Raw genomic sequence first — 16,419 nt, 5'->3', positions numbered from 1 at the left:
CCCACTAATCTAGTGACTTAACTTGGTCTTAATGAGCCTACTTTTGATGAGTAAGCTAATCTAGTGAGTCAAATACTCGGCAAACTCAGGTGTCTGCGGATTAACGAATGAATCGCTGGTGCCGTGTTCAACGATGTACCCTTTCTCTAGATACAGAACGTGGCTAGCAATCTTCTTCGCGAAATCAACTTCGTGCGTCACAACCACTTGAGTAATGCCCGTTACGCTTAATTCTTTAATAATGCTCACAACTTGGTTGGTGATCTCAGGATCAAGCGCCGCTGTTGGTTCATCAAACAACAACACATCCGGTTTCATCATCAGCGCACGTGCAATCGCAACACGCTGTTGTTGACCACCAGACAGTTGAAGTGGCCAAGCGTCTGCTTTGTCGGCAAGTTGAAGTGTCTTTAGTACTTCTTGAGCTTGCTTAATCGCTTCTTGCTTATCTAAACCCGCGACTTTGGTGGGAGCTTCAATTAAGTTTTCCATCACCGTCATATGTGGCCACAAGTTGTATTGTTGGAACACCATGCCAACTTTACGACGAAGTTTAAGCCCCTGCTTTTCTTGGATCTGGCTTGAAAAATCGAATTGCTCGTTCGCAATGTCCAATTCGCCGTTGTCCGCGATTTCTAACAGGTTCAATACACGCAGTAATGAACTCTTGCCCGCGCCGCTTGGGCCAAGCAATACCAAGGTTTCGCCACTTTCACAGTCAAAGCTGATGTCATGAAGAACTTGGGTATTACCGTATGATTTGTTGATGCTCTTTACTTGAATATTCATGCCACAATACTGCATTAATTGTCATTTGTTGGTTATTCTATTCAATTCGAGGTTTTATGCAAGAAAAATGTATAAAAAACTATTTTGTTGAATTTTTGTAACGAGAGTTGAACAAAAAACAGTCGCTATAACTGGTCTTACAACTAAAAACCACAAGTTACTGATAATCTTGATATCGACATCAAAGCAAACGTTTATCTTCAAATTATAAAATCAGTATTCGATCTAAAAACCAGTGGAACCCATTCGCTATTGGCTCATGCCTGCCTGCATAAAAATCAAAGTTAAACAGTTCATGTTATCTGTGTTTTTAAGCCTCATTAAATGCTTAATGTTCCTTGTCAACAGTGTCGACTTCCTCACTTGCTAGGCATCAAAGTCCGAAAATTGAGTATCCTAAGAAGCATCAGTCAGCGATGCGTGCTTTAATGGTTTCTCTTGTAAGCAACAAACGTTTACGAACGACTAGCACTTAATTCGTTACAAGTACATACAACAAGTCTTCTATTCTTAAAGCGACAACACATTAAGGCAGTCATATGCAAAACGATGTCTCTTCTACGCTCGACTCGAACCAGCGACAGACTCAGCGATCGACTCAAAAAGCGCCAGAACCCAAACCTGAGAAAAAAAGCCTCAGTATTCTGTTCGAGCTCAGCAAATTTATTCAGCCCTATAAAGGCCGTGTGATTGCTGCTTTGATCGCGTTGATCTTCACGGCGAGCTTAACCCTTTCAGTCGGACACGGTATTCGCCTTCTTATCGACCAAGGTTTTAGCCAACAATCACTCTCAGATTTAGGCAGCGCAATTCAGTTCATCATGGTCGTAGTCGTGTTGATCTCGATTGGTACTTTCTTCCGCTTCTATTTGGTTTCTTCTGTTGGAGAGCGCGTGAGTGCGGATATTCGTTTGTCGGTTTTCAATCATGTCGTGACGCTGCACCCGAGTTACTTCGAAACCAATGGCAGTGGCGACATCATGTCGCGAATCACCACGGATACCACTCTGCTTCAAAGCATCATAGGTTCGTCGTTCTCGATGGCGATGCGCAGCGCGTTGATGTGTATTGGTGCGATCATCATGCTGTTTGCGACCAATATTAAGCTGACATTGATTGTATTGGCCTCGGTGCCATTTATCCTGATTCCTATTTTGGTATACGGTCGACGTGTAAGAGCCTTATCTCGCCAAAGCCAAGATTCCATGTCTGATGTTGGTTCTTATGCGGGCGAAGCGATTGAACACATCAAGACAGTTCAAAGTTACAGCCGAGAAGCGCAAGAGAAAGCGTCATTCGCTGTTGAAGTGGAAAAGGCTTATGAGATTGGTCGCCAGCGCGTAAAACAACGCGCGATTCTTATCTCTGGTGTGATTGTTATCGTGTTCAGTGCGATTGCAGGCATGCTTTGGGTTGGCGGCAGCGATGTCATCAACGGCACTATGTCTGCGGGTGACTTAGCGGCGTTTGTCTTCTATGCCATTATGGTCGCTTCGTCATTAGGTACGATTTCTGAAGTGATGGGTGAATTGCAACGTGCGGCAGGTGCGACAGAACGATTAATTGAAATTCTACAAGTTGAAAGCCATATTGTTGCGCCAGTTACGAACCCAACCTCGCTTGCTAACGTAACGCCAGAAGTCGCTTTTGATGATGTGACCTTCTGTTACCCATCAAGACCCGACCAGCCCGCAACAAGCAACCTCACGCTTACTGCCCATGAAGGCAGAGTATTGGCACTGGTTGGCCCGTCTGGCGCAGGTAAAACCACCCTATTTGAACTGCTACAACGTTTCTACGACCCACAATTGGGCAAAGTAACGTTAGGCGGTGTTGAACTGAATCAGTTTGATCCGAATGAATTAAGAAAGCAGATGGCGCTTGTACCTCAGCAACCCGCCCTGTTCAGTAACGATGTGTTCCATAACATCCGATACGGAAACCCAGAAGCAACGGACGAGCAAGTTATCGAAGCGGCGAAAAAAGCGCACGCACACGAGTTCATTCAAAACCTACCTGAAGGCTATCACAGCTTTCTTGGTGAACGTGGCGTGAGATTGTCTGGCGGTCAGCGTCAGCGTATTGCCATCGCACGAGCCATCTTAAAAGACCCGAATATTCTATTATTGGATGAAGCAACCAGTGCGCTAGACAGCGAAAGTGAACATCATGTTCAACAAGCTTTGGAAGAATTAATGCGTGGCAGAACAACCATCATTATCGCGCACCGTTTATCAACAATTAAACACGCCGACCAAATTGCAGTACTCGATAAAGGACAGCTAGTAGACATCGGAGACCACCAGTCGCTCATCAATAGCTGTGAACTGTACCAACGATTGGTTGAACTGCAATTCAAACACCTCAGTAGTTAAGTTACAGAGCAAAAGCGTTCGAGTCATTGGTTCACGACAGACTAAGTCCCTGACATTGTGTGGTTTCAAGCTTCAAAAACTTAAATCACACGTGTTGCAGTTTTGTTAATTTAACGGTAGGGTTTTTATTCCAATAACAACTTATCCCGATGAAGGGTAAGTAAATAACAATAAGAGAGTTCGCATGGAAGCACTATTATCTGACTACCCGGTAGTAACAGAAATCCCTGTCGCTTGGGGAGAAATGGACGCACTCAATCACGTTAATAACGCCGTATATTTTCGCTATTTCGAAACCGCTCGCTTAGACTTTTTCAAGCACGTCGAGCTGATGGAAGAGATGGCGATTACCAAAGTTGGCCCTGTTCTTGGCGACACTTATTGTAAATATTTCCGCCCGGTCACTTATCCAGACACGCTGATGATTGGTTCTCGTGTTACAGACATTCAAGACGACCGATTCACCATGGAATACGCGATTGTCAGTAAGGCTCAACAGAAACTGACGACCATAGGCACCGCGACTATCGTGATGTTTGATTTTGCTTCAAACCAAAAAGCCCTGCTCTCGCTGCGCTTAACCAACGAAATTGAAAAGATGAACACGTTGAAAAGCCCATGCTTCAAACAAGAAGCCGTGACGGAATAAACGTCATACGTCAACTAAATTCCGATCTCGTTTATGCTTCTTAAAAGGCCTAAGCATAAAAGAGACCTAAACATAAAGAGGCCACTCAATTGAGTGGCCTCTTTTTTTCTATTTATTGGTTCGTATTACTTTAAACCTTGAGGTCTATAAACCTAGAAGCTTGCAGACTTTGCAGACTGCAAATCTTGAACCCTATAGACCTTAAACCCTATAAACCTTGCACGTATTGAGCGTTAGTACGAACTTCAACCATTTGCTCTAGGTTCTGTTGTGAACCATCAACACCGTTAATCAAACCTTGGAAATGCTTGATTAGCTCAGCTTTGTCTTGTACTTCTTTCGAACCCGCACCGATGTTAGTTAGGTCGATGAAAAATTCGTCGAACAGACCAGAGAAATCCGTTACAGCGTCATGGTTTAAGAACTGCTCGTGGTTGTAAATGCTTGGGTAGCCACCCTTTTGTTTATCTACCGCAAAAGAGATGCCTTTCACGTTAGTAATCGTGGTCGCTTTCTCACACTTCAACATACAACCCGCTTCAATGCTTGGCTTGTTACAACCCACGGTTCTTTGGAAGAAACACTGGCGGCTGGTCATCATCAAGATTGGGTGGTAGATGCTGTAGAACAGTTTGAAGTTCTCTGGGCGGCGAATATGACGAATCTGACCTTTGTTGATCTCGTTCGAAATGAAAGCACCAGCACAGTTCAGCTCTTCTTTCAGCGTAACCAGTGCGTGAGAGTTCGTGGTGTTCATGAAAGGGCCTGCAACCCACTCGATACCCATCTCGTAAGCTTTGTAAGCAATACCCGTGTTGTTGGTCACGATGCGAGCTGGCTTGATCTCTTCAAGAATACGAACCGCTTCGTCGTAATCTTTGCCGATTAATACTGCAGGGAACCAAGGAATCAAACGTGGGTTGGCTGCCAAGATGTCGATGTACTTGTTACAACGCTTCTTGAAGCTTTCCGGCAGTTTGAAGTAAACATCCGCGTCAGTTACGTCACACAGGTGCAAGTCTTCCACATCAGCGATAAGCATCGACATGGTTGGCTTCTCGTTAACCTTTGGTTGCTGAGGCAGTGCTGGCACTTCAACGTGCTTAATCACTTTCACAGAACCGTTTAAGATGAAATCGATTTCGTCTTTTAAGACCGACACTTCTTTCAAAGGAAGAATCAGACCTTCATCTAAGTTGTCGTAGTTACAGTTTTCAAGCGTATGAACAGCACTCTTCACTGATTTGAAACGCTTCTCAAGTAACGCCTGAGTAATCGCAGTCTCTTTAGCTGTTGCCAATAATGATTGAGATTGAACCGTAAAGTTTTCTTTTGGTGTGTTCACTGTCACCGTAAATGGTTGACCCACCTTAGCGTTAAACGACAATGACACGGGGGTTTTACGAATATCAAGGAACTCGATCTTGTCGCGCATTTCACTGCCTAGGGCATTTTTCGCTTCATAAAGATCGCTGGTCACTTCTTGAATTTGTACCACTGAGATTTCATTGTTCTCTTTCGTCGCTTTATCAACGGCGTAGTTCATGCTGTTGTCACGAGGATTATCAATGAACATGTCTTTCGTTAGGTTGCCCTTAAGGAAAGAGTTGGTGAAATCACGGTTGAATACTTTGTGCAGGTTTGAATCGTCTTCGATCAACAAACCACTTTCTACAAAGCTATCAATCTGTTTGCGCCACGTATCAACCACTGTGTATACGTAATGTGCGCCTTTGATACGGCCTTCAACTTTCAATGAGTCGACTTTCGCATCAACCAATTCAGGTAGGTCGTAGTACGCTGAATTATCTTTCAGGTTCAGTGGAAACTTGTTTCCTGCATCAGTGATTTCGTATTCATCACGACATGCTTGGCTACAACGGCCACGGTTACCTGAGTTACCCACACTTACTGAGCTTGAGTAACATTGGCCAGAGAATGCGATACACAAAGCGCCATGTACAAACACTTCAGTCAATACATCGTGGTCGTGTGCTACTTCCGTCAGCATTTTGATTTCTGGCAGATTCAATTCACGAGACAAGTTAACGCGTGTTGCGCCAATTTTAGACAAGAACTTAATCTGGCCTTCGTTGTGTGTCGTTAACTGAGTCGATGCGTGAACATCTAACGATGGGAAATGCTTTTTCACCAAATCGAACAAACCAAGATCTTGGACGATGATGCCATCAAGCTTAGTGTTCACAAGCTGGTTCAACAGTTTAGTGATGCTCTTAATTTCATGCTCCAGCAGCACAACGTTAAGAGTCAGAAACACTTCACAACCATATTCATGAGCAAGGCGAATCACACCATTCAACTCATCTAACGAAAGGTTAGAGGCTCTGTTACGAGCGTTGAAGGTGTCTAAACCGCAATAAACCGCATTAGCACCCGCTACGATAGCTGCTTTAATCGCCTCTACATCGCCACCTGGGGCTAATAACTCAATCTTTCTGCTCATTTTTGAAGTCGCTCACTTACTTATAATTTTTAAGGCGCGTATTCTACCTACAACACGATCTCTTTACCACCTAACAACACTTTCCAAACTAAATGACCTCAATAATGCCAAACGAATTCGATTTACCTATCCTTTATTCTTTAAGACGCTGCCCTTACGCTATGCGAGGAAGGATGGGCATCGCACTATCACAGCAGAAAGTGTTACTTCGAGAAATTGTTACCAAAGATAAGCCTAGCGAACTATTGGCCAGTTCGCCAAAAGGCACTGTTCCAGTATTGGTATTGCCTGATGGTCAAATCATCGAACAGAGCTTAGATGTGATGAACTGGGCGCTTCAACAAAACGATCCTCAAGATCTTCTGCGTTCAAGTAACCCAACACTTGGCCAACAAGTCCACCAGCTCATTAAAGTTAACGATGATGAGTTTATTGGTCACTTAGAAAAGTATCGTGCGTCTGTTCGTTACCGAAACATCGATACGGAACAACGTCGACAAGCCTGCGAAGCGTTCATTCGTCAGTTAGAAGCGCTACTCACCGATCAGCCCTACTTTTTTGGAGAAACCCCAAGCTTAGCCGATTTTGCCGTGATGCCGTTTGTTAGCCAGTTCGTAAGAGTCGAGAAGAAGTGGTTTGTGCAATCTGAATATCAAAACGTAGGACGTTGGTTAAGAGCGCACTTGGAAAGTAAGCTCTACACTCAAGTCATGAAGCAATACCCTTTGTGGAATGAAACCAAGCAAGATTGTGTTTTTGGGTGACTTAAGGGAATTTTGGGTGAGCTAGGGAAATTCAGGGTTAGATAAGGCGTGGGTATTAAGGTAATTACGTGACACTGTATCTTATTTGTAATAACAGATATTCAAAGGCTTAGCTGTCTCTTTACCGGTAACTACTGTCTCTTAACTGGATACTGCAGTCCTTTAACCGGATGTTAGAGTCTAAGTTAAGCCTTTTGTTTATTTTAAACTGATCACTGAATCGCTATCGAAATCTCGACTGCCGTTTCGCCTTTGTAAAATTCAAAGTCTGTCGTGTAAGTTCGAACATGTGGGCAATCTGCTGCGTTGAAGTACGCCCACACTTCGCCCCATAAATCGATGACCGCTTGAGGAAGTTCACCTTCAGCAGAAAACGTTAGGTACTTACCTGCTTCAATTTCGGTTTCGACTAGGTCATCTAAATTGTTATCGGTAAGTGCATTGGTACATGCAATAACATCAAACTCACCAGTAAAATCCGATTGGTAATTGGTGTAGACACCATACACTTTTGAATCTGGTGTCAGCTTAGGAAAAGCTTGATCGAAAAAACCTTGCCATAATTGGCCTATCTTCGCTTTTTCTGGGTCAATCTCATCGGTATTAGTGGTTCTTACTGAAAACCCGTACGCCTTTACGGCTTCAATCGTTTCTACTTTCATTCGTTTTATTCCTAAGCCAATCGACGTTTTAACTGTATTGAATCCAATGTTTTGTAAAATAACACGACTAATCTTGTATCTCTTTGTGGCCACACTTTTCACAGATAAGGTGACGAGAAAACTCATCCATCGACGCGATAAATGGGCCAAGGAACCAACCTTTTATCATGCCTGCCCAAAACTCGCTTCGCTTTTGGTTAGGTTTGTCTGCAAATGCACTCGTCTTTCTGACCAACACAACGACGTGTTGTGTGTCTTCTCGGCACGCGGTGCAATAGCATTGCTCTATGGTGTTATTCATTTGAAAGCCTATGACGTTTTGAATGAAATTTGCTGAAAATGAGGGTTGTCGACACAGACTTCTAGTGTGGCAAGATCAGTGAGTACGACAAGTTGTTCCACACCTTGAATACTGACCTTAATGCACTCTTCACGGCTATCATTGCGTTGAGTATCTAATCCGACACATTCAATCCGATCGCCAGACTTCAGCGTTAATTTGATTGGGTATCGGTGCATACACACAATCTCAATATAATCGTAATCGTTGCAACTAATCATAATACCCCTCCAATTCATCCACCACGCTAATGCGACACGCCATACTATGCAACATGCATATAATCAATCATTTATCCAAATCACATTGATGCTTTTACAGTAAAGTTATTGAGTAATTTGTTAACTTAAAACTGATTTTTCACTCTTCACGAATTGCCTGTAATCTGTAATCTGTAATCTGTAATCTACAAACTACAAACTACAAACTACAAACTACAAACTACAAACTAAAGCTTAGACAACGCTTTCCAATATTGATAAAGCCCATCGATATCTGAAGAGCACATCAACGACATTGCGCCTTTGACTTGTTCTTCGCTCCACTCCCACCATTTCATTTCTAGCAACTGAGCGATTTCAGTCTCATTGAAACGATAACGGATGTGACGCGCTGGGTTTGAACCCACAATCGAGTATGGCGCGACGTCTTTAGTCACAACCGCTCGACTTGCGATGATGGCTCCATCACCGACCTTAACACCACTCATGATCATGGCTTCTGTGCCAATCCACACATCGTTACCAATCACGGTATCACCAGAGCGTTCGAAGCCGTCTATCGCATCTTCAAACTTCTCGTCGTCTTGGTAGAAGAACGGGAAGGTACTCACCCACTGATTTTGGTGGCCTTGGTTGCCCGCCATCATAAACACAGCGCCAGATCCAATCGAGCAATAGCTACCGATGATCAGCTTATCGATGTCGGTTCTATCCGGTAATAGGTAACGTGCACAGTCATCAAAGCTGTGGTTATGGTAGTAACCCGAGTAATAGCTGTGCTCGCCCACGATGATGTTTGGGTTGGTCACTTGTTCTTTGAGTGACTTTCCGACAAACGGACTTTCAAAATAGTTTTTCATGTTTGTACTCTTAGTTTCGTTCTTTTAGTTAGGTACTTTTGTCGCGTGTTTATGGTTTTAACTGGTTTATCTTAGTGTAAAGGCCAACGTGCCCTATCGACCGCCAGCAATATCAATGAATGATCCCGTTACATAAGAAGCTTCGTCTGACAGTAACCACGCGATAGAGTTCGCCACCTCTTCTGGCGTGCCACCTCGTTGTAATGGTAACTGCGAAGCTAGTCTGTCTACGCGATCAGGCTCTCCGCCATCTGCGTGCATCTCAGTATAAATACAGCCTGGCCTTACGCCATTCACTCGGATATTGCGTGAAGCCAATTCAAGCGATAAGCCTTTGGTGAGTGAATCCATCGCACCTTTCGATGCTGCGTAATCCACATATTCAAACGGCGCACCTGTTCTAGAAGCCGCAGACGATACATTCACAATAGAACCTGCACCATCAGCTTGTTTGATAAAGGCTTTACTGCACAAGAAGCAGCTTGATACGTTCGATTTCATCACCTTTTCAAAGCGATCCAATTCGATGTCAACTAATGGTGACTGGGTAAACAAGATCCCGGCATTATTGACCAAATGAGTCACTGGGCCTAGCTTGTTACGAGCAATCTCAAACAAAGATTTCACATCCGATTCAACAGAAACATCCGCACGCACGCTTATCGCGGTTCCGCCCTGCTCGCGAATCTCGTTCACTAGCTCTTCAGCTCGTGACTCATTGTGTATGAAGTTAACGCATACAGCATAGCCTTTACTGGCCAATAATTTAGACGTCGCTGCGCCAATACCTCGGCTTCCGCCTGTTACAATCACAACCTTGCTCAATGAAACCTCCTAATGCCACTTGTTTGTTATAACCTGATTTTTCGATGCACCTGATTGTTCGATATAACCTGATTACTCGTTACAAACTGATCGTATCGATACAAACTAATTGCTCGATACAACCTCAACCCACTGCGATCGCCACGCCGGCGCTTCGAATGGGTCTGGCCAAAACTCAGTTTGCTTTTGAATTAAACCATCAACAACCGTGTGAAAGGTGATCACCCGAGCTTTCAATACACTGTCTGTAACCGAAACGTCCGTTACTACGGAATCTCCTTCACAGACAATCGAATTGAGGGTGAATTCCCAAACACCATTGGCTGGGTATTCAGCGTTAATTGCCGTGAAGTTGTCGCGCCCTACCGTCAATTCAGATGACTGAGGCCAATAGCCTTCAAAATCTGCGGCTAGCCATTCGCTTGCCTTGGCAAAATCATTACTGCGCATTGCATCCCAAAAACCTAATACCACGTCTTTCGGTCTCATCTCTCATCCCTAAATCATTACGTTTAAGCCAAAAACCAAACAAGTTCCTGACTACTCAATCATTGTTTGGTAAAAACCAAATAGACTTTGCTCACATCACTGCTTTATCAATTGGAATATATGCGTATAATCCCCCGCTCTATAACGCTACCTAGCATAGGAATAGCGTCATCCCAAATTTTGTGAGTACCCAATGTCGAAACTATTTTTCAAAGGCCGTATCGAAACAAGACAGAACCACGTTCTTGCTGGCTACAATGTAAACCGCGATGTTAAAGTGGGTACTGAAGAGTCACCAGTTGCGGTAATGGTTCAAACTGAAGCTCGTAAAGCAGAAGTTGAAGCAATCGCGGCTGAGCATTCTATCTTTGTTACTGTATCTGTTGATGCAACTAAAGAAGAAAACACGCTTGAGTTCGACACGTTGCTAAACAAGCCAAAAACAATGACGTTCGAAAAGACACCTAACCGTAACGACCCATGTTCTTGCGGTAGCGGTAAGAAATACAAGAAGTGTTGTGCATAAGGCTTCTCACTCAAACTGCCAATAGCACGATGAGTTAAGTAATACCTAACGGGAAGATCATTGAGGTCTTCCCGTTTTTATTTGCCTAAGCCAAACTCACAAACTCAGTCTAGGTTGTCTGGTGTATTCAGATATGTTCCACATTGGGTACATTTGTAATCACCTGTCGCACCCGAACCTGTTACACCAAAAGATAGAAACTCCGATAAAATTCGTTGGAGTAAGCTCGGTTCTTTATCTTCAGCTTGTGGTGCCTTTTGCACTTGGCTACTGAACATCGTGTACCTATGCAGTGTAAGTTCCTTACAGTTACAGCAGAACGCTCTCGTCTTCTCACTTCCATACATAATATCTATAGCCTTAACTCAAAGCACAAATTAAACACATGGCAAATATGCCACATGTTGAATTAAATCTAAATATTTTCATGAAGTTATGAGCAAATTAAAGCGTTTCAAAGAAAGGTAAGCTCTCACCTGCTAAGTGACGTGTTGGCGGACAAAGTTATTCAATTCACTCACGCTTCTGATGATATGAACCTCTTTCTCTTTTGCGCGTAATTCTAACTGCGCTCTAAAGTCGTCATTCCAAAATTTCGGGCATAGTTTTAGTGTCTTATAACTTTGTATCGTGCCTTTTATCACTGAGCTTCCATCAGGCCAACCTTCAGGTTTAACGAACAACCCTTTGAGCATTCGCTTGGTAACAAACCAGTAGTTAATTGGATAAGGAAGGTCGATATAAACCAAAGTATCTGCGGCTTCTAAACGTGTGTTGAATGAGCTTAGAGGGCCAAAACCATCGATGATCCAGCTTTCAGAATTGATTATGTTGTCGTGTGCTAGGTCGAACACTTCACGCTCAACAAACTCTCCGTTGGCCTTATAAACAATAGAGTCCAACTGGTGAAGCTCTATCCCTGTAGCTAGTGCTAACGCTTTGCTGATTGTGGACTTTTCGCTCCCAGGCTTGCCAAAAACCGCGATCTTTTTCATATGACTTCCTCTATTCAGATAAAACCCATAAGACAGCGACAAAAAACCCACCTTACGGGTGGGTTCGATAAACAAAGCGCATCAACAATCCCACCATTCCTATGGAATAATGATAATTCGTTGGTTAGATGACGCTAAATTCAGTTTCATAACACTACTTTTATATATTGTTGCTTAGTTGTCAATGCAGCCAAACGTTGATTAGGAAGCTATATCATCGTCAAGTCGCACCCATTAATGGTCTAAATGAGTGCTTATTGGCTCGGTTATTCAGCTTTCGCCACTGTCGCTTCTGAAAGCTTGCTTAGTACACCCGAGATCTTCTTAACCACTTCGTCACAGCCATTGATTGCGTGACGCTCTACCAAGTAATTAGGATCGTTGTAAGATAGCCATACTTCTTTATTAGAATCCTCAGTGACTAACACCTTCTGCGGTAAATCTATCGCGACATCTTGAGCGCATTGCATTAATGGTGTCCCTACTTTTGGGTTACCAAAGATGATGACTTCCGTTGGTCTCAATTCAAGATCGACCTTACTCGCATTTTTCTGATGGTCGATTCTCGCAAACAACGTCAACCCTTTGCTTTTGGCGATGTCTTCAAAACGGTCAGCGGTCTCTTTCACTGAGTAATTACTTTGGTATTTAATCAAACCATCAGAAGCCGCAGCTGAAAATGATGCCGAGAGTAAAATGGCGCATAGTGGTAGTGATTTTTTCATCGTCACCTCTGATATTTAACCGAATCAAACTTACATTCATAGCGCCGCTACTAAAATCAGTGACGTTGTTAGCCTCAGTATAGACGCGTTTCTATTCTCAGTTTGCCGAAAGGTTCACCTTTCTAATCCGTCTTATTATCACTATGAGTTCAAGCTTCCTCACAGGAAGGGGGCTACTTGAGCAATCCTTGCTCCGCAGCACCTTCAAGTTGCACCTCTAACTCTTGCCATAGAGCTCGACTGCCTTTAGAAATACGCTCGCCATTGAAGGTCAGTACTTTGTCTTTGGATATGTTGTGCTTCTTCCAACTGTGGCCCCCACCATGGATATTATGAAGCAAAGGCGGCACTCTATCGATCGCCTTACCAAACCTGGCTTCCGGTGACTCACCCGCTTCGAATTCAAGCCATAATTCCAAATACTCGCTTCTTGAATGGCTCGGCAGTGATTTCAGCAAGCGCTCGACGCAGCTTCTCTCTTTGAGCTTGTTTTCTTCGGTTTCGCTGGCGTAAATGATGGTATCGCCTGCATCAATTTCCCCAAGGTCATGAATCAGCAGCATCTTCATCACTCGCGTAATATCGATTGCTTCATTGGCATAGTCTTTCAGCATAAGTGCGCTTAAACAGACGTGCCAGCTGTGTTCGGCCGAGTTTTCATATCGATCCAATCCAACCGGTTTTGTTTGTCGGTGAACATCCTTTAATTTTTCAATTTCGACCATGAATTGCAGAATGCCTTTGATTTCTTCCACGATGAGCCTCCTTTAATTGAGCTGAGCAACACACGAATGAGCCTTAGCTTACCTACCTATTAGCCATAGGGTGTTCAGGGTTTAACTGGAGCAGATCCCACAAGTTACCGTAAAGGTCTTCAAACACAGCAACGGTACCGTAGGCTTGCTCTTTAGGCTCTCGGACAAAGTTAATGCCCAAAGACGTCATGCGCTCGTAATCACGCCAGAAATCATCGGTGTTTAAGAATAGGAATACGCGTCCACCAGCTTGGTTACCGATGAAATCAAGTTGCTCTGGCTTGGAAGCTCTAGCAAGTAACAGGCTCACACCAGTTGAATTTGGTGGAGAAACAACAACCCAGCGCTTGTCTTCTTCTGGTAGATACGTGTCTTCGATGAGGTCAAATTTAAGCTTGTTTACATAGAAATCAAGCGCTTCATCGTAGTCTTTTACCACGAGTGCAATGTGGACAATATTCTGTTTCATAACATACCTTGTTGGGGTTTTAGCTGCGGGAAAATTGTTTTATGTAACTAAGCGATTTGACCGCGCATGATAAATTGCGGGCCTGCTGCGCCACCTAGATACTGTTCATTGGTATCTTCGAAGCCGCCTTTCTTATAACAGTTGAATGCTGCGCGATTTTTGCAATTTACGGTTAAGTAAATCGACTCATACGCTAAGTAATTCGCTTTTAAATACGGAAACAAAGCCTTCACCGAGCCTGTTCCTAAACCTTTACCTTGCTGGTTTTTATCAAGCACAAAAGCTCTTAGCCCAATGCTTCCTTCAGGGCAAAACTCATAAGAATCTGCGTAAGCGATATCCAGCTTAAAGAAACCAACAACTTCGTTATTAGACTTAATCACGTGCAAGTGCGTCGTTTCACTGCCGTCTAATAAAAACTCCGCAGCTGTGCCAGCGAACTTGACCTGTTCATCGGCGAGTTGGATGGCCTGAACTAGAGCCACATGTGATTCTTCAAGCCTGTCGATAGTTATCATTGTTCTTCCTTTTCTATAACCCTAAGCTAAACCGACTAAAACTCATCGCTCGTATCTCGAGAACCGTAGTTTGGGAAGTTGATATTAAGAACGTTATCATCCTCAAGCGTAAATAGAACACTTCCATTCTCTACGCCGGTTTCGTTCCTATCCGAACAACCTAGAAACAGCTCCCAATCAAACGAATATTGAAGTCGGTATAGATTCGTATTGATGTGTAGAACGTCTTTGATTTTAATACCGTTCACCACATGTGCCATATCATCGATGTATGACAGATCTGGGATTAACTTTTCTTCGAAGTCACTCTTATGCTCGGTTAAGAAATTGAGTAGCTCAGAACATAACTCGGAGCCATGACCCAATGGTTTAGACAGACTAGAAAACAACATTTCTAAATACTCCAAGGATTGTTTTGATATTGGCCGGATGCCTCATCCAAGGGCTCGATATCGAGTTTAAATGTCGTTGACACCCGATCCCAGAATTAGCAGCTTATCTCGCAATAAATAAATGACCAATAAAATTCATGCGTTAACGAATATCTTGGCAGAACCTAAAGAGATAACCATCTGGGGTTTGAACGATGAACTGCTTCTGAGTCGCGATCGAATCCCCACATTGATAAGACTTTGACTCTAACGCTAAGTAAATAGAATCAGCGGCGCTTTCGTTAACTCTCTGATATAGAGGTGCGATGTCGATAACATCCCATTGAAAATTAATGCCACGCCCTAAAGGTAACTCCAGATCACCTGAAAGCCATTTTCGACTTTTGCCCGCAATCCCTTCAAGCATCACATCAACACCATCAAGCGTTAGATAAACAAACTCTTCATCTGGGCTCTCGTATTTCACATCAAATCCTAACACATCGACAAAGAAGGATTTACTCACACTAATATCGAAACAATAAAGCTCGGGAACTACTCGTAACGTCATCATTGATCCTTTAGTCATTCAATTAAAGATATGAGGAGAATCTGTTTTACTGCGCTAGCTTCCCAAGGATGACCGGATCGCTCAACAGATTCGTCAGAGGAAGAAACAGTGGCTCAGGTAACTCATCTAGCTTAAACCATTTCCATTGCTTACATTTATCATGTTCTGTCACCTGCGGTTCGCCGCTAGTGTCAGAAGCAACAACAAACAGCGTTATATAGTGCTTGTTCTCTTTTTCAAAAATATCATTGGTAAAAGTCAGCTTCTCAAATGCACTAACAACTAAGCCAGTCTCTTCGAGTGTTTCGCGTTTGGCACACTCTTCAATGCTCTCACCCCATTCAAGGTGTCCGCCCGGCGTTGCCCACGTATGAGCCCCATGAGAACCAATTCGCTCTCCAAGTAGTACTCGTCCTTCACGTAGAATAACCGCAGCGACACCTACTCTTACTTCCTGACTCACTTAAAACTCCTGAATACTCTATCAATCAACCCCAAGGGAGCACTTTTACTTGTTTCCATCGGGCCTTATAACCAGCGGTCATTTTGTTGTAGTTTACTTCTGTCATTGCTCGCTTATTCGGTTGAATCAGCATATCAAACGCGTCCTCTACACCGTATGGGGCAAACAACTTTATATCGTCTGAATCATCCAGAGTAAACCCGATAGCAAACGCAGAAAGCCAAGACTCGATACCTTGTTCAACACGATCGTATGGTTGAATGAAGCAACCGAACTTCTTAGCGTAACGCTCATGAATGGTCGCTTGGTTCTTAACGTCCACGTCGACACAATGACTTAACCGCGAACGAATGCGGTTTTTGAACTCATCTTCGGTGATAGCTGAGGTACTATTGAAATAGACAACATCGAAGTCTTTGACTTGGTCTAGAAGCGGTTTGTTTTCGATATCATTCCAGATGATTTGAGTGATAGCACCGCCTGCAATATAGAAGTTTGGCAAGCCCACCTCACGACATACGTTGGCTGTTTCGATTAGCCCAGGAACTTGTTGAATGAGGTTCTTTAGTTTTTGTTTATTCATCGCGA

Annotated in this window: 22 protein-coding genes; 4 read left to right on the top strand and 18 right to left on the bottom strand. The window is 43.5% G+C overall.

What is annotated here, in order from left to right; translation table 11 throughout:
* Positions 1 to 60 precede the first annotated feature (60 nt).
* A complete protein-coding gene (gene artP / locus K08M4_RS07185; protein ID WP_086050404.1) occupies positions 61 to 789 on the bottom strand; it encodes an arginine ABC transporter ATP-binding protein ArtP in 729 nt (242 codons plus the stop codon).
* Between the two features lie 539 nt (positions 790 to 1,328).
* On the opposite strand from artP, the gene K08M4_RS07180 reads away from it, so the two are divergent.
* Complete coding sequence (locus K08M4_RS07180) at positions 1,329 to 3,164, top strand: ABC transporter ATP-binding protein/permease (RefSeq protein ID WP_086049373.1); 1,836 nt, start codon at positions 1,329 to 1,331, stop codon at positions 3,162 to 3,164.
* A 184-nt stretch (positions 3,165 to 3,348) separates the two neighbouring features.
* Entirely contained in the window at positions 3,349 to 3,813 is a 465-nt protein-coding gene (locus tag K08M4_RS07175) for an acyl-CoA thioesterase (protein WP_009846805.1), read from the top strand.
* A gap of 208 nt (positions 3,814 to 4,021) precedes the next feature.
* Here K08M4_RS07175 and K08M4_RS07170 read toward each other — a convergent pair whose 3' ends face one another.
* Positions 4,022 to 6,277, bottom strand: coding sequence for a peptidase U32 family protein (locus K08M4_RS07170; protein ID WP_086049372.1), 2,256 nt, complete (start codon positions 6,275 to 6,277; stop codon positions 4,022 to 4,024).
* Between the two features lie 173 nt (positions 6,278 to 6,450).
* Between K08M4_RS07170 and K08M4_RS07165 the strand changes: the two genes are divergently transcribed.
* Entirely contained in the window at positions 6,451 to 7,041 is a 591-nt protein-coding gene (locus K08M4_RS07165) for a glutathione S-transferase (RefSeq protein WP_232460239.1), read from the top strand.
* Positions 7,042 to 7,253: 212 nt separating this feature from the next.
* On the opposite strand, the gene K08M4_RS07160 is transcribed toward K08M4_RS07165, so the two are convergent.
* The 6 genes from K08M4_RS07160 to K08M4_RS07135 form a co-directional block, all read right to left on the bottom strand.
* Positions 7,254 to 7,703 (bottom strand): GyrI-like domain-containing protein, encoded by a 450-nt coding sequence (locus tag K08M4_RS07160; RefSeq protein ID WP_086049370.1) that lies wholly within the window; start codon positions 7,701 to 7,703, stop codon positions 7,254 to 7,256.
* A gap of 67 nt (positions 7,704 to 7,770) precedes the next feature.
* Positions 7,771 to 8,004 (bottom strand): hypothetical protein, encoded by a 234-nt coding sequence (locus K08M4_RS07155; RefSeq protein ID WP_086049369.1) that lies wholly within the window; start codon positions 8,002 to 8,004, stop codon positions 7,771 to 7,773.
* Positions 8,005 to 8,012: 8 nt separating this feature from the next.
* Entirely contained in the window at positions 8,013 to 8,264 is a 252-nt protein-coding gene (locus tag K08M4_RS07150) for a Rho-binding antiterminator (protein WP_086049368.1), read from the bottom strand.
* 227 nt (positions 8,265 to 8,491) lie between these two features.
* Entirely contained in the window at positions 8,492 to 9,124 is a 633-nt protein-coding gene (gene catB, locus K08M4_RS07145; RefSeq protein ID WP_086049367.1) for a type B chloramphenicol O-acetyltransferase, read from the bottom strand.
* A gap of 93 nt (positions 9,125 to 9,217) precedes the next feature.
* The gene (locus K08M4_RS07140) at positions 9,218 to 9,949 is read right to left on the bottom strand and encodes a glucose 1-dehydrogenase (RefSeq protein ID WP_086049366.1); all 732 of its coding nucleotides are present in this window, start codon (positions 9,947 to 9,949) and stop codon (positions 9,218 to 9,220) included.
* Between the two features lie 105 nt (positions 9,950 to 10,054).
* Positions 10,055 to 10,438 (bottom strand): nuclear transport factor 2 family protein, encoded by a 384-nt coding sequence (locus K08M4_RS07135; RefSeq protein WP_086049365.1) that lies wholly within the window; start codon positions 10,436 to 10,438, stop codon positions 10,055 to 10,057.
* Between the two features lie 193 nt (positions 10,439 to 10,631).
* Here K08M4_RS07135 and K08M4_RS07130 point away from each other — a divergent pair, with 193 nt between their 5' ends.
* The gene (locus K08M4_RS07130) at positions 10,632 to 10,964 is read left to right on the top strand and encodes a PBPRA1643 family SWIM/SEC-C metal-binding motif protein (RefSeq protein WP_004733856.1); all 333 of its coding nucleotides are present in this window, start codon (positions 10,632 to 10,634) and stop codon (positions 10,962 to 10,964) included.
* A gap of 104 nt (positions 10,965 to 11,068) precedes the next feature.
* On the opposite strand, the gene K08M4_RS22090 is transcribed toward K08M4_RS07130, so the two are convergent.
* The 10 genes from K08M4_RS22090 to K08M4_RS07085 form a co-directional block, all read right to left on the bottom strand.
* The gene (locus K08M4_RS22090; protein WP_029235167.1) at positions 11,069 to 11,311 is read right to left on the bottom strand and encodes a hypothetical protein; all 243 of its coding nucleotides are present in this window, start codon (positions 11,309 to 11,311) and stop codon (positions 11,069 to 11,071) included.
* A 132-nt stretch (positions 11,312 to 11,443) separates the two neighbouring features.
* Positions 11,444 to 11,959, bottom strand: coding sequence for a P-loop NTPase family protein (locus tag K08M4_RS07125; protein WP_086049364.1), 516 nt, complete (start codon positions 11,957 to 11,959; stop codon positions 11,444 to 11,446).
* Between the two features lie 266 nt (positions 11,960 to 12,225).
* Positions 12,226 to 12,684, bottom strand: a complete 459-nt coding sequence (locus K08M4_RS07120) for a DUF302 domain-containing protein (protein WP_086049363.1) — start codon at positions 12,682 to 12,684, stop codon at positions 12,226 to 12,228.
* A gap of 173 nt (positions 12,685 to 12,857) precedes the next feature.
* Positions 12,858 to 13,439 (bottom strand): HD domain-containing protein, encoded by a 582-nt coding sequence (locus K08M4_RS07115; protein WP_086049362.1) that lies wholly within the window; start codon positions 13,437 to 13,439, stop codon positions 12,858 to 12,860.
* A 52-nt stretch (positions 13,440 to 13,491) separates the two neighbouring features.
* Positions 13,492 to 13,908, bottom strand: coding sequence for a VOC family protein (locus K08M4_RS07110; RefSeq protein WP_086049361.1), 417 nt, complete (start codon positions 13,906 to 13,908; stop codon positions 13,492 to 13,494).
* A gap of 47 nt (positions 13,909 to 13,955) precedes the next feature.
* On the bottom strand, positions 13,956 to 14,426 hold the full coding sequence (locus tag K08M4_RS07105) for a GNAT family N-acetyltransferase (RefSeq protein ID WP_086049360.1): 471 nt from the start codon (positions 14,424 to 14,426) through the stop codon (positions 13,956 to 13,958).
* A 35-nt stretch (positions 14,427 to 14,461) separates the two neighbouring features.
* The gene (locus tag K08M4_RS07100) at positions 14,462 to 14,818 is read right to left on the bottom strand and encodes a hypothetical protein (protein WP_086049359.1); all 357 of its coding nucleotides are present in this window, start codon (positions 14,816 to 14,818) and stop codon (positions 14,462 to 14,464) included.
* Positions 14,819 to 14,960: 142 nt separating this feature from the next.
* Complete coding sequence (locus K08M4_RS07095) at positions 14,961 to 15,368, bottom strand: bleomycin resistance protein (RefSeq protein WP_086049358.1); 408 nt, start codon at positions 15,366 to 15,368, stop codon at positions 14,961 to 14,963.
* 46 nt (positions 15,369 to 15,414) lie between these two features.
* Positions 15,415 to 15,831: a nucleotide triphosphate diphosphatase NUDT15 gene (locus K08M4_RS07090; RefSeq protein WP_086049357.1), complete on the bottom strand. Its 417-nt coding sequence runs from the start codon at positions 15,829 to 15,831 to the stop codon at positions 15,415 to 15,417.
* Between the two features lie 25 nt (positions 15,832 to 15,856).
* The gene (locus K08M4_RS07085) at positions 15,857 to 16,414 is read right to left on the bottom strand and encodes a nucleotidyltransferase family protein (protein WP_086049356.1); all 558 of its coding nucleotides are present in this window, start codon (positions 16,412 to 16,414) and stop codon (positions 15,857 to 15,859) included.
* Positions 16,415 to 16,419: the final 5 nt, after the last annotated feature.

Source organism: Vibrio syngnathi, assembly GCF_002119525.1.
Taxonomy (GTDB): Bacteria; Pseudomonadota; Gammaproteobacteria; order Enterobacterales; family Vibrionaceae; genus Vibrio; species Vibrio syngnathi.
This window is presented reverse-complemented; position numbering and strand designations above follow the sequence as displayed.